A 12,912-nucleotide genomic window follows, 5' to 3' on the forward strand; every position below is an offset into this window, starting at 1 on the left:
GCATCCCATGCTCCACGGACTCACTCCCATACGCGTGCGTCTACCCTTGCGCTCCATGGACGCTCTCGCCGGACTCCTCGACGGACCACGGGCCAAAGGGGCCTTCCTGCTCCGGATGATCATGGAGTCGCCGTGGTCCGTACGGATCGAGGACCGTGCGCCGCTCTGCCTGATGTGCGTCACCGACGGCGAGGCGTGGATCGTCCCCGACCGGGGTGATCCCGTCCTGCTGCGCCCCGGTGACGTCGCGATCGCGCGGGGCCCGGAGCCGTACACCGTCGCCGACGCGCCCGACGCCCCGCCCCGCGCGAGGATCGGCCCCGGCGGCGTGTGCACCACCCTCAGCGGGGAGCCGCTCGCCCAGTCCATGCACCTGGGTGTACGGACCTGGGGCAACGCCCTCGACGGCGCGAACACCGTGCTCGTCGGCACCTATCAGATGGGCGGCGAGGTCAGCCGCCGCCTCCTCGACGCGCTGCCGCCCCTGCTGCACCTGCCCACCGACGTGTGGAACTGCCCGCTGATGCCCTTCCTCGACGAGGAGATCTCCCGCGATGAACCCGGGCAGAGCGTCGTCCTGGACCGGGTCCTCGACCTGATCCTCATCGCCGCCGTACGGGCCTGGTTCTCCCGGCCCGGCGCGCAGGCCCCCGCCTGGTACCGCGCCATGGCCGACCCCGTCGTCGGCCGCGCCCTGCGCCTCCTGCAGAACGACCCGGCCCACCCCTGGACGGTCTCCTCGCTCGCGGCCGAGTCGGGCGTCTCGCGAGCCGGGCTCGCCCGCAGGTTCGCCGATCTGGTGGGCGAGCCGCCGATGGCGTACCTCACCGGCTGGCGGCTCGCGCGCGCCGCCGACCTGCTGCGGCAGACGGACGCGACGGTCGAGTCCGTGTCCCGGCAGGTCGGCTACAGCAGCGCCTTCGCGCTGAGCGCCGCGTTCAAGCGGGTCCAGGGGGTCAGCCCGCAGGAGTTCCGGCGGCGGGGGTAGCCCGGCGGCGGGGGTGAACCCTGTTGCCGGAACGGCAAGAAATCTCGCGTTTCTCGCGTGGCGCCCGCAGGCTGGCGCCATGACTCACGACACGCACGGGCACGACGACCGCGAGCACGCCCCCGGGCACCACCACGGCCACGACCACAAGGGCGGCCACCACCACGCCACCCACCTCGACTGGGCCGCGATGGCGCCGCTCCTGGAGCGCCAGGCCGACATCCACAGCCCCCTCTACACCCGGGCTGCCCACTGGCTCGGCGAGCTCGTCCCGGCCGTCGGTGTCCGCCGGGCCCTCGACGTCGGCAGCGGCCCCGGGGTGATCTCCGTCCTCCTCGCCGAGGCCTTCCCGCTCGCCGAGGTGGTCGCCGTGGACGCCAGCCCGGAGCTCCTGGAGCGGGCGCTCGGGCGGGCCGAGGCCAAGGGCCTGGCCGGCCGCGTCACCACCCTGCGCGCCGAACTCCCCGCGGACTTCGACGCCTTGGGCGAGGCCGACCTGATCTGGGCCGGCAACTCCACCCACCACATCGGCGACCAGCGCGCCGCCCTCGCCTCCTTCGCGGGACTGCTGCGGCCCGGCGGCCTGATCGCCCTCGTCGAGGGCGGGCTCTACGCCCGCCACCTGCCCGCGAACATCGGCTTCGGCCGGCCCGGCCTGGAGACCAGGATCGAGGCCGCGCACGCCGACTGGTTCGCCCAGATGCGGGCCGAACTCCCGGACAGCAAGGACGAGGCGGACGACTGGCGCGGGCTCCTCGCTGCCGCCGGCCTCACCCCGAGCGGCACCCGGACGTTCCTCACCGACGTCCCGGCGCCCGTGCCCGCCCTCCACAGGGAGCAGATCGTCGCCCACTTCACCCGGCTGCGGGAGCCGCTCTCCGAGCGGCTCGACGCCGAGGACCGGGCGAGCTTCGACCGGCTCCTCGACCCGGCGGACCCGCTCTCCGTGCACCACCGCACGGACCTCTTCATGCTCTCCGCCTCCACCGTCCACACCGCCCGCAAGGGCTGAGACTCAGACGGAAGGCACGGACACCGGCTCCAACTGCCACCACTGGGAAGGGGAGTCGGTGTCCTCCCACTGCCGTACGTTCCCGCCGTCGTCCATCGAGCCGTCCTCGACCTCCAGCAGCAGCCCGCTGATGAAGCTCACCAGCGCGACCGTGCCCGGCGACTGGAGGTCCTGCTCGATGATCCACTCCTGCGCGCCGAAGTTGTTCGCCTTCCACTGCTGGATGTTGGCGCCGTTCTCCGTCGAGGCGTTGGCCACGTCGAGCCGCTTGCCGCTGGCCGCGTTCACCAGGTGGTAGAGGCCGCCGCCGTTGGGCACGGGCAGGATGTGCCAGTGCTGTCCCGGCGTGCCGTTCTCCTTGCCCTGCTGCACGTTGGCGCCGCTGCGGCTCGACCCGTCGTACACCTCCAGAAGCAGCCCGCTGGCCACGTTCCGTACCCGGTAGAGACCCTCGTCGACCGGCGTGGGCGAACCGCTCGCACTGCTCACTGTGCGAACTCCTATTCCTTGGCGGTGATGTCGAGTCGGGCCTTACGCGTGCCAAGCTCGTCCTGGCGGTCTGAGCAGGCGGACATCAAGAGGTGGGCGCCGGAAGAACCGGCGCCCACCCTCGGGCCGTACGCGCTCAGGCGCCGACGTTGAACTCGGCCGGGTTCGGGCCCAGGCGGCGGTTCTCGTCGAGGACGGCGATCGCGGCCATGTCCTCGTCGTCCAGCGTGAAGCCGAAGACGTCGATGTTCTCGCGGATACGGGACGGGGTCACCGACTTCGGGATGACCACGTTCCCGGTCTGCAGGTGCCAGCGCAGCACCACCTGGGCCGGGGTGCGGCCGTGCTTCTGCGCGACGGCGACGATCGCCGGGACGTCCAGCAGGCCCTTGCCCTGGCCCAGCGGCGACCAGGCCTCGGTCGCGATGCCGTGCCGGGCGTGCGCCTCGCGCGAGGCGTGCTGCTGCAGGTGCGGGTGCAGCTCGATCTGGTTGACGGCGGGGACCACCGAGGTCTCGCCGATCAGCCGCTCAAGGTGCTCCGGAAGGAAGTTGGAGACGCCGATCGCCTTCGCCCGGCCGTCGGCGAGGATCTTCTCGAACGCCCGGTACGTGTCGACGTACGCGTCCTTCGCCGGCACCGGCCAGTGGATCAGGTACAGATCCACGTACTCCAGGCCCAGCTTGTCGAGCGACTCGTCGAAGGCCCGCAGGGTCGAGTCGAGGCCCTGCTCGCTGTTCCACAGCTTGGTGGTGACGAACAGCTCCTCGCGGGGGACACCGGACGCGGCGATGGCGCGGCCGGTGCCCTTCTCGTTCGCGTAGATCGCGGCGGTGTCGATCGAGCGGTAGCCCGCTTCCAGCGCGGTCGTCACCGCGCTGGTCGCCTCGTCGTCCGGCACCTGCCAGACGCCGAAGCCGAGCTGCGGCATCTCCACGCCGTTGTTCAGGGTGAGGGAGGGGACCTTGTTGTCCGTGCTCACGTGCTGTCGATCCTTACGTGTCGGGGGGTGGTACTCCCCACGTCAACACGGACACCGGCGATCTCATTCCCCGTGAGCGCTCTCCTGCGGGGCGGTCGAGCCGAGGTACGCCTCCCTGACCGCCGGGTCGGCCCGGACCTCGGCGGCCGTCCCCTCGGCGAGCACCCGGCCGAGGTCGAGCACGACGACCCGCGAGCACAGCTCCATCACGAAGGCCACGTTGTGCTCGACGAGCAGCACCGCGCAGTTCTCCTCGTCCGCCATGTGCCGGATGACGGCGGCCAGTTGGCGCCGCTCCTCGACCGTCGTGCCGGACGCCGGCTCGTCGAGGAGCAGGACCCGGGGCGGGTCGGCGAGGGCCCGGGCCAGTTCGACCATGCGGGCCTGCCCGACGGGCAGCGCGCCCGCGTACGAACCGGCCAGCGCGTCGAGCCCGCACTCGTGGAGCACGGCCGCCGCCCGCTCACGGTGGCGTGCGCCCCGGCGCGCCCCGCCCCGCCAGTCCTGGGCCACGACCAGGTTGTCCGCCACCGTCAACTGCCCGAAGAGCTGTTGGCGCTGGAAGGTCCTGCGGATGCCGTGGCGGGCCCGCCACACGGGGGAGCGGCGGGTGATGTCCGCCCCCGCGTACGAGATCCCGCCCGCGTCCGGGCGCCGGATGCCGGACAGGACGTCGAAGAGCGTCGTCTTGCCGGCCCCGTTGGGCCCGATGAGGCCGCAGACCTCGCCCGGCCGGACGTCGATCGTCACGTCGCGCAGGGCGTGGACGCCGCCGAAGCGGACGGAGATCCCGCTCGCGCGGAGCATGGCAGCGGTCATCGGCGGACTCCCGTTCCCAGGTAGGCCTCGGCGAGCCGGTCCGGGTCCACCTCGGACCTCGGCCCGGACCAGGCGGTCTCGCCCTGCGCGAGATACGCGACGGTGTCGGCCAGCGCGAGCACCTCGGCCGCTTTCTCCTCGACCAGGACCAGCGCGGTCCCGTGCGCGCGGAGCTCGGTGAGGAGGCCGAAGACCTCGTCCACGACGCGGGGCGCGAGCCCGAGGGACGGCTCGTCGGCGACGAGGACCTCCGGCGGGTGCTGGAGGAGCGGGGCGAGCGCGAGCAGCTGCTGCTCCCCGCCCGACAGGGAACCGGCGTGGACGCCGCGTCGGGCGGCGAGCACGGGGAAGCGGGCGTAGACGGCGTCCCGGTCCTCGGCCGCCGGCAGGTGCAGGGCCAGGTTCTCCTCGATGGAGAGCCCCGGGAAGATCCCCCGCCCCTCGGGCGCGAGCCGCACCCCGCGCCGCGCCCGCGCGACCGGCGCGTCCCGGGTCGCGTCCTCGCCCCGTACGCGTACCAGACCCTCGGCGGGCCGCAGCAGGCCCGCCGCGACCCGGCACAGGGTCGACTTCCCGGCCCCGTTCGGGCCGAGCAGCACCAGCACCTCGCCCCCGCGCACCGCGAGGTCCACCCCGTGCAGCACGGCCGCGCCGCCGTACCCGGCCCGGACGCCCCGCAGCTCGAGCGCGGGTACGCGGTCGGGCGCGGCGCCCGCCTCCGGCTGCCGGGGCCGTACCGCTTCCCGTACGGACTCCGATGCCTGCGCCGGAATCGCCGCAGCCGACGACGGAGTCGACGAAGCCGCCCGCGCCGCCCGCCGGGACGGCCAGGCCGCGCAGTAGCCGTCCGGGTCGTTGGCCAGGGCGAGGCCCGCCAGGCCGAAGAGGATCACCGGCAGGTGCGCGGACTCCGTCACGTACGTCGCCATCAGGTGCGGGACCACCGCGAAGACGAGCCCCGCCACCACCGCGAACTGCGGGCGCCGCACGCCCGCCGCGACCACGACGGCCAGCCACACCAGGCCCGTCATGGCCGTGAAGTCCGTCGCCGTGATCCGCGTGCTGTACGAGGCGAGGAGCACGCCCCCGAACCCCGCGAGCCCCGCCGACACCGTGAAGAGCAGGAGCTTCGTCCGGACCACCGACACGCCCGACGCGGCCGCCGCCTCCGGAGCCGAACGCACCGCCAGGATCGCCCGGCCCCACCGCGAGCCGCGCAGCCAGGTCAGCAGCGCCACCACCGCGCCGCAGAGCAGCACGAGCGCGAGCCCGAGCGCCCGGTCGTCGCCCAGGTCCACCGGGCCGACGACGGGCCGGGGGATCTCCCAGCCGGTGTCGCCGTTGCGCAGCCACCCCAGTTGGAAGAGCACCTGGTCCGCCAGGAAGGCGAGGGCGAGCGTGGCGAGCGCCAGGGACCGGCCGCCGAGCCGCAGCGCGGGCAGGGCCACCACCGCGCCGAGCACCGCCGCCGCGACCGTGCCGACGGCCGCCGCCGCGACGAACGGCCAGCCGTGGCTCATCAGCAGACCGGCCACCAGGGCGGCGCCGGTCACGAACGTCGCCTGGGCCAGCGACACCATCGCCCCGAGCCCGGTGACCACGGTGAAGGACATGAACACGAGCCCGATGGCGAGCCCTTGGGCCAGGATGCCGCTCCAGAAGGGCGTGGTGACCGTGTAGAACGCCGTACCGAGGAGCACACCGCCCACCACCCACGCACCCCAACGACGGCCCCAGCCCTTCCCGGCCAGGTAGTCCACCGGTGGCGGGTCCGCCGCCGCCGTGCCCGCCGCGCGCCGCCGCTGGGCGAGCACGACGAGGCCGGCGAAGAGGATGAGGAAGGGGACGGCGGTACGGAAACCGGTGATGTCCTCGGCGAACGAGGAGTACCCGGCCACCAGGTTCTGCAGCACCCCGAGGCCGAGGCCGCCGGCGAACGCGAGGGGCACGGACGCGAAGCGGCCCAGGACCGCCGCCGTCGCCGAGACGAACAGGAACAGGGTGTAGTCGTGGGCCGAGAGCCCGAGCAGCGGGGTCGCGAGGACCCCGGCGAGCCCGGCGAGGCCCGAGGACAGCATCCAGGCGATCGAGGACAGCCGGTCCGCGCTGATGCCGCGCAGCTCGGTCAGCGAGCGGTTGTCGACGGCCGCGCGGAGCAGCAGCCCGAGCCGGGTGTGCCGCATCAGCACCCAGAGACCGGCGGCGGCGAGCGCCGTCGCGACCCAGGTGATGAGCTGGTCGGAGTCGATGCCGACGCCGTCGAGGAGCTGCCAGGACACCGCCGGGCTCGGCCCGACGCCCGGCAGCCCGAACTGGTTCTCGGCGGGCAGGACCGGTGCCCCGGCCCGCTCCAGGAGCTCGACCGCCCACAGCCCGGCCGCCGGCAGGGCGACCAGCAGACCGATCGTCGCCACGATCTGCGCGGTCTCGCCGACGCCTGCCAGCTTCCGGAACATCAGCCGGTCGAGCCCCCAGCCGAGGCCGGGCGCGACCACGCACACCAGGAGCAGGGCGGTGGGCACGGCCGGCCAGCCGAAACCGGAGTGGAGCTCGTAGAACGCCAGCGCGCACAGGTACGCGGTGGCGCCGTGCGCGAAGTTGAAGAGCCCGGAGGCGGAGTACGAGAGCACGAGCCCGGTCGCGAGCAGCGCGTAGAGCGCGCCCGAGACAAGGCCGCTGAGGACGAAGCCCAGCAGGTCACCCACGCGAACGCGCCCCTCAGCCGAACGGGATCGGCGGGTAGCACTTGAACGGCACGGCGACCTCGTACCGCCCGTTCTTCAGCCGGACCAGCGACCCGCAGCCGAAGCTCTCCTTCTGCCCCTTGGGCAGGGCGCGGTCGCCGACGAGAGTGCCGGTGTCGGAGAACCCGGACGCGGCCTTCTGGAAGGACTCGACGGTGAGGTCCTTGCCGGCCTTGGCGGCGACGGAGAGGAAGAGGTCGGCGCTCATGTATCCGGTGAGCATGTGCATGTTCAGGGGGATGTCCTTGCCGCCCGCGGCCTTCCTGATGTCCTCCTTGAACTGCCGCATCGCAGGGCTGTCCGCCTCGAAGGGCTGGAACTGGAGCAGCACGTGCACCCCGTCGAGCGCCTGCCTCGTCGCGTCCTTGGCGAGCAGCCCGGGGTCGTAGTCCGTCGGGTCGGTGAGGATCCCCTTGTAGCCGGAGCGCTTGAGGGCGGTGAACAGGCCGATGTTGTACGGCGTCTGCATCACGGAGACGACGGCGTCGGGCGCGCCGCCGCCGGGCCCCGAGCGCAGGATCTCCTTCGTGTAGGCCGACCAGTCGCTCGGCATCGAGGTCGCGGGCACCACGGCCTTGGCGTACGGGACCTGGAAACCGGCCGACTTGAAGCCCTGGGTGAAGGTACGGATGCCGAACTTGCCGGCGTCGTTGTCGCCCGCGATCAGCGCGACCGACTTGCCGCGCGCGCCGCCGAGGACGGCGGCGAGGCCCTCGGGCCAGGTCTGGTTGAGGGTGCCGCCGGGGGTGGGGACGAGGCAGCCGTTGAAGCCGTAGATGTACTCCGGGCCGCAGAAGGAGGGGAGCGTGCCCCAGCCCACGGTCGGGACCTTCTGGTCATTGAGGAAGTCGGCTCCGGCGAAGGTGACCGAGCTCATGGGGGAGACCGCGAAGACCTTGTCCTGCTGGACGAGTTTGCGGGCCGCGGCGAGGTTCTTCGCCGGGTCCTGGCCGTCGTCCTCGGCGCCCAGGTAGTCGATCTTCCGGCCGTTGATCCCGCCCTCGGCGTTGGCCCGGTCGTAGCGGGCCCGGGCTCCGAGGTCGGTGTCCTTCTTGGAGTAGCCGCTAGCGGTCGTCATCGAGACGATCCCGCCGACCTTGACGGTGTCGGCGGTGACTCCGCGTACGGAGGCGCCGGAGGAGCCGGACGTGCCGGGCTTCTCCGAAGTACCGCCGGTGGAGGCGGAGTTGCAGGCGGTGGCGAGGAGCAGGGCCGCCGCGGCGGCGGCGAGGGTGCGGATCGGTCGCAGCACGGTCGGTCGCAGCACGGTCGGTCGTCCCTCCGTCGGGTGACCGCATTCTGTGACCGTGCTGATGAAGGGTCAATAACTGATGCAACGTCAATTGATGATGTGTCAGAAGTGGTTGACTGCCGCTCCGATCAGCCGTACAGCGCGTTGACCTCCGTCGCGTACGCCTGCTCGATCGCCTTCCGCTTCAGCTTCAGGGAGGGGGTGAGCAGGCCGTGCTCCTCGCTGAACGGATGGGCCAGGATGCGGAACGTCCGGATGGACTCCGGCTGCGAGACCAGGGTGTTGGCCGCCACGACGGCCCTGCGGATCTCCGTCTCAAGGCTCGGGTCGCGCACCAACTCGGCGGGCGGCAGCGGCGGCCGTCCCTGCATCGCCAGCCAGTGCTCCACCGCCTCCTGATCCATCGTCACCAAGGCGGCGATGTACGGCCGGTCGTTGCCGACCACGATGCACTGAGCGATCAGAGGATGCGCCCGTACCCGCTCCTCAAGACCCGCCGGCGAGACGCTCTTGCCGTTGGAGGTCACCAGGATCTCCTTCTTCCGCCCGGTGATCGTCAGATAGCCGTCCTCGTCGAGCGCCCCCAGGTCCCCGGTCGCCAGCCAGCCGGCGTTGAGGACGGCGGCGGTCGCCTGCGGGTTGTTGAGGTACCCGGAGAAGATCTGGCCGCCGTGCAGCCACACCTCCCCGTCGTCGGCGATGTGCACCGTCGTCCCCGGAACCGGCTGCCCGACCGTCCCGTACCTGACCCGCTCGGGCGGATTGGCGGTGGCCGCCGCCGAGGACTCCGTCAGGCCGTACCCCTCGAAGATCGTCACCCCGGCGCCCTCGAAGAAGAGCCCGAGCCGCCGGTCCATGCCCGAGCCGCCCGACATCGCGTGCCGGACCCGCCCGCCCATGGCCTCGCGGACCTTGCCGTACACGACCTTCTCGAAGAACTGGTGCTGCATCCGCAGCGCCGCCGACGGGCCGGGGCCGAGCCCGAAGGCCTTGTGCTCCGCCGCCTCCGCGTACTTGACCGCCACCTCGACCGCCTTGTCGAAGGGCCCCAACTTCCCCTCGCTCTCCGCCCGGCGGCGGGCGGCGTGGAAGACCTTCTCGAAGACGTACGGCACGGCCAGGATGAACGTCGGCCGGAAGGCCGCCAGGTCCGGCAGGAGCGCGGCGGCCTGCAGGACGGGCTGGTGGCCCAGCTTCACCCCGCTCTGGATCGCCGCCACCTCCACCATCCGCCCGAAGACATGGGCGAGCGGCAGGAAGAGCAGCGTGGAGACCTCGTCGCCGGGCTTGGAGTGGAAGACCGGCTCCCAGCGGCCAGTCAGCATGTCCGTCTCGAACATGAAGTTGGAGTGGGTGATGATGCAGCCCTTGGGGCGGCCGGTGGTGCCCGAGGTGTAGATGATCGTCGCCACCGACTCGGGCGTCACCGCCCGGCGGTGCCGCTGCACCACGTCCTCGTCGATCTCGGCGCCCGCCGCCGTCAGTTCGGCGACCGCGCCGGCGCCCGCGTCCAGCTGCCAGAGTCGCTGGAGCCGGGGCAGCCGGTCGACGACCGAGCCGATCGTCATCGCGTGGTCCTCGGACTCCACCACGCAGGCGGTGACCTCGGCGTCGTACAGCATCCAGTAGACCTGCTCGGCCGAGGAGGTCGGGTAGATCGGCACCGACTGGGCGCCGAGCGACCACAGCGCGAAGTCGAACAGGGTCCATTCGTAACGGGTCCTGGCCATGATGGCGACCCGGTCCCCGAACCGTACGCCGTGCGCGATCAGGCCCTTCGCGAGCGCGAGCACCTCGTCCCGGAACTGCGCCGACGTCACGTCACGCCACTGCCCGGCGGCGTCCTTGCGGCCGAGCGCGACATGGTCGGGGGTCTGCTCGGCACGGTCGAACACGGCGTCCGCCAGACCGCCGACCTGAGGCGCCGCCTCGATGGGCGGCACGGTGAACTCGCGCAATGACCTGCTCCTCGAACGCTCGATGTCGCGCTCCGTACGGCGCGGGTGACGGTACCCCACGGGGCCGACGGGCGGGAGGGCCTTCACCAAGCCGGGACATTGGGTGTTGTCACAGGTCAGGGGAGTTTGAGAGGGCAACTGAGGGAGTGCGGAGGGCGGTTACTGACTGTTGGGTAAGTAGCCCGGTATGCAATCTCCACGGAATCTGTACCGGCCGCTCACCGTTCGCGCGAGGCGGGGAGAGACGCAGGGGTCAGTCGGGCCGGATCAGTCGGGCCGGTGGAGGCGGACGCCGCCCGCCAGGATCGCGGCGGCCAGCGCGCCGGCCGCCTCCTGGGCCGAACCTGGCCGACGGCCGGTACGCAGCACGAAGTCGACGTCGCCCAGGTCCGGCAGGCCCGCCCGGGCCGGCAGCCGCGCCAGACCGGGCGGGACGAGGCCACGGGTGTGCGCCATCACGCCCAGGCCGGCGCGGGCCGCCGCGATGTTGGCGCTCAGGCTGGAACTCGTACAGGCGATCCGCCACGCCCGGCCCTGCGCCTCCAGGGCTTCGAGCGCCCGGGCCCGGGTGATGCCGGGCGGCGGGAAGACGATCAGCGGCACGGGACGCTCCGGGTCGAGCCGCAGTCGCGGCGCGCCGATCCAGACCAGCGCGTCCCGCCAGACCAGCTCGCCCCCGCTCTCCTCCGCGCGCCGCTTCGCCAGGATCAGGTCGAGCCGCCCCGCTTCGAGCCGCGCGTTGAGCGTCCCGGACAGCTCGACGGTCAGCTCCAGGTCCACCTCGGGGTGCTCGCGCCGGAACGACTCCAGGATCTCCGGCAGCCGGGTCACCACGAAGTCCTCCGAGGCCCCGAAGCGCAGCCGGCCCCGCAGCCGGGTCCCGGTGAAGAACGCGGCGGCCCGCTCGTGGGCGCCGAGGATCGTCCGGGCGAAGCCGAGCATCGCCTCGCCGTCCTCGGTCAGCTCCACGCTGTGGGTGTCACGGTCGAAGAGTGGTCGCCCCGTGGCGTCCTCCAGGCGCCGCACGTGCTGGCTCACCGTCGACTGCCGGACGCCGAGCCGGCGGGCGGCCCGCGTGAAACTGAGGGTCTCGGCGACCGCGAGGAAGGTGCGGAGCTGGGCCGGATCGTACATAGGGCCAGGCTAGCGCGGGTTATCGCGTTCCGTGATGGCAGTCAGAGCGCTGTACGGGATTCCCGATCGCCGCCGCGGGGAGCAGGATGGGGAGGCACGATCTTTCGCCCCGGAAGCACTCTTGATCCGGAAGCATTCTCGACCTGGAGGCACTTCCGACCTGGAGGCACTTCCGGCCCGGAAGCACGTCCGGCCCGGAAGCACCTCGACCCGGAAGCACCTTCGACCCGGAAGCAGTGGAGCACGAGCACATGAGCCGCCGTACGACCCTCCTGCCGTCCTGGCTGCCGATCGACCCGTACATCCTGGTGATCCTCGGCACGGTGGGCCTGGCGGCCCTGCTGCCCGCGTCCGGCGGCGCCGCGACGGTCGCCGACGGCGCCTCGACGACAGCCATCGCCCTCCTCTTCTTCCTCTACGGCGCCCGGCTCTCCACCCGTGAGGCGCTGGACGGGCTCCGGCACTGGCGGCTCCACGTCACGGTCCTGGCGGCCACCTTCGTCGCCTTCCCGCTCCTCGGGCTCGCGGCGAAGGGACTCGTCCCGGCCGTTCTCACGCCCCCGCTCTACAGCGGCCTGCTCTTCCTCTGCCTGGTGCCGTCCACCGTCCAGTCCTCGATCGCGTTCACCTCGATCGCCCGGGGCAACGTCCCGGCCGCGATCTGCGCGGGCTCGTTCTCCTCGCTGGCCGGGGTCGTGCTCACCCCGCTGCTCGCGGCGCTGCTGATCGGCTCCACGGCGGGCGGCTTCTCCGCCGACTCGCTGACGCAGATCGTGCTCCAGCTGCTCGTTCCGTTCCTGGCGGGGCAGCTGCTGCGGCGCTGGGTCGGCGGGTTCGTGCTGCGGAACAAGAAGGTGCTGGGTTACGTCGACCGGGGCTCGATCCTGCTCGTCGTCTACACGGCCTTCAGCCACGGCATGGTCGCCGGCATCTGGCACCAGGTCACCCCGGCGCGGCTCGGGCTGCTACTCGTGGTCGAGGCGGTGCTGCTGGCCGCGATGCTGTCGCTGACCTGGTTCGGCGCGCGGCGGCTCGGCTTCGACCGGGGCGACCGGATCGCGATCCAGTTCGCGGGCTCGAAGAAGAGCCTGGCGGCCGGGCTCCCGATGGCGAGCGTGCTCTTCGGGCCGCAGGCCGCGATGGTTGTCCTGCCGCTGATGCTCTTCCACCAGATGCAGCTGATGGTCTGCGCAGTGATAGCCAAGCGCCGCGCACGGGACCCGGAGGAGACCCCCACGCCCGAGGCACGCCCGGCGGTGGCGGCGAGCCCGGGCTGAGCGCGGCGGGGTACCCGGGTGGGTGGGTTCACGCCCCCACCTCCCGGGGCTGAGCGCGGCGGGGCACACGGGGTGGGTGGATTCGCGCCCCCGCCTCCCGGGCTGGGCCGGCGGGTACCCCGGGGTGGCGGGTTCGGGTCTCCGCTTCCCGGGCTCAGCCGGCGGGCACCCGTGGCGGCGAGCACCCGGGTGCCTCCGCTTCCCGGGCAGAGCTCGGCGGGCAGCCGGGGTGGCGAGCACCCGGCGTGGCCGGTTCC

10 protein-coding genes are annotated in these 12,912 nt (G+C 72.6%); 3 read left to right on the forward strand and 7 right to left on the reverse strand.

Annotation, left to right across the window (positions count from 1 at the left end; all coding sequences use genetic code 11):
- Positions 1-55 precede the first annotated feature (55 nt).
- Entirely contained in the window at positions 56-988 is a 933-nt protein-coding gene (locus ACFWRO_RS04075; protein ID WP_384504077.1) for a cupin domain-containing protein, read from the forward strand.
- A gap of 79 nt (positions 989-1,067) precedes the next feature.
- Positions 1,068-2,000 carry a class I SAM-dependent methyltransferase gene (locus tag ACFWRO_RS04080; protein ID WP_384504079.1) on the forward strand — a complete coding sequence of 311 codons (933 nt, stop codon included), beginning with the start codon at positions 1,068-1,070 and terminating at the stop codon, positions 1,998-2,000.
- 3 nt (positions 2,001-2,003) lie between these two features.
- Here ACFWRO_RS04080 and ACFWRO_RS04085 read toward each other — a convergent pair whose 3' ends face one another.
- The 7 genes from ACFWRO_RS04085 to ACFWRO_RS04115 all read right to left on the reverse strand — a co-directional run bounded on the left by ACFWRO_RS04085 (position 2,004) and on the right by ACFWRO_RS04115 (position 11,378).
- The gene (locus ACFWRO_RS04085; protein ID WP_384504081.1) at positions 2,004-2,489 is read right to left on the reverse strand and encodes an RICIN domain-containing protein; all 486 of its coding nucleotides are present in this window, start codon (positions 2,487-2,489) and stop codon (positions 2,004-2,006) included.
- Between the two features lie 136 nt (positions 2,490-2,625).
- A complete protein-coding gene (locus ACFWRO_RS04090; protein WP_384504489.1) occupies positions 2,626-3,420 on the reverse strand; it encodes an aldo/keto reductase in 795 nt (264 codons plus the stop codon).
- A gap of 114 nt (positions 3,421-3,534) precedes the next feature.
- On the reverse strand, positions 3,535-4,290 hold the full coding sequence (locus ACFWRO_RS04095; RefSeq protein ID WP_384504083.1) for an ABC transporter ATP-binding protein: 756 nt from the start codon (positions 4,288-4,290) through the stop codon (positions 3,535-3,537).
- Positions 4,287-6,995: an ATP-binding cassette domain-containing protein gene (locus tag ACFWRO_RS04100; protein ID WP_384504085.1), complete on the reverse strand. Its 2,709-nt coding sequence runs from the start codon at positions 6,993-6,995 to the stop codon at positions 4,287-4,289. Before ACFWRO_RS04100 ends, ACFWRO_RS04095 begins: the two co-directional genes overlap by 4 nt.
- Before the next feature lie 13 nt (positions 6,996-7,008).
- The gene (locus tag ACFWRO_RS04105) at positions 7,009-8,286 is read right to left on the reverse strand and encodes an ABC transporter substrate-binding protein (protein ID WP_384504491.1); all 1,278 of its coding nucleotides are present in this window, start codon (positions 8,284-8,286) and stop codon (positions 7,009-7,011) included.
- Between the two features lie 128 nt (positions 8,287-8,414).
- Entirely contained in the window at positions 8,415-10,244 is a 1,830-nt protein-coding gene (locus ACFWRO_RS04110; protein ID WP_384504087.1) for an AMP-dependent synthetase/ligase, read from the reverse strand.
- Between the two features lie 267 nt (positions 10,245-10,511).
- Positions 10,512-11,378, reverse strand: a complete 867-nt coding sequence (locus ACFWRO_RS04115; protein ID WP_384504089.1) for a LysR substrate-binding domain-containing protein — start codon at positions 11,376-11,378, stop codon at positions 10,512-10,514.
- Positions 11,379-11,629: 251 nt separating this feature from the next.
- Between ACFWRO_RS04115 and ACFWRO_RS04120 the strand changes: the two genes are divergently transcribed.
- Complete coding sequence (locus ACFWRO_RS04120; RefSeq protein WP_384504091.1) at positions 11,630-12,655, forward strand: bile acid:sodium symporter family protein; 1,026 nt, start codon at positions 11,630-11,632, stop codon at positions 12,653-12,655.
- The last annotated feature ends 257 nt before the right edge of the window (positions 12,656-12,912 follow it).

Origin of the sequence: Streptomyces sp. NPDC058579, from assembly GCF_042718575.1 — a bacterium.
Taxonomy (GTDB): Bacteria; Actinomycetota; Actinomycetes; order Streptomycetales; family Streptomycetaceae; genus Streptomyces.

What these genes read in the sequence shown, in the direction of transcription:
- ACFWRO_RS04115 (WP_384504089.1), bottom strand. Translation starts at nt 11,378, where the DNA reads ATGTACGATCCGGCCCAGCTCCGCACCTTCCTCGCGGTCGCCGAGACC.
- ACFWRO_RS04075 (WP_384504077.1), top strand. Translation starts at nt 56, where the DNA reads ATGGACGCTCTCGCCGGACTCCTCGACGGACCACGGGCCAAAGGGGCC.
- ACFWRO_RS04090 (WP_384504489.1), bottom strand. Translation starts at nt 3,420, where the DNA reads ATGCCGCAGCTCGGCTTCGGCGTCTGGCAGGTGCCGGACGACGAGGCG.
- ACFWRO_RS04120 (WP_384504091.1), top strand. Translation starts at nt 11,630, where the DNA reads ATGAGCCGCCGTACGACCCTCCTGCCGTCCTGGCTGCCGATCGACCCG.
- ACFWRO_RS04080 (WP_384504079.1), top strand. Translation starts at nt 1,068, where the DNA reads ATGACTCACGACACGCACGGGCACGACGACCGCGAGCACGCCCCCGGG.
- ACFWRO_RS04095 (WP_384504083.1), bottom strand. Translation starts at nt 4,290, where the DNA reads ATGACCGCTGCCATGCTCCGCGCGAGCGGGATCTCCGTCCGCTTCGGC.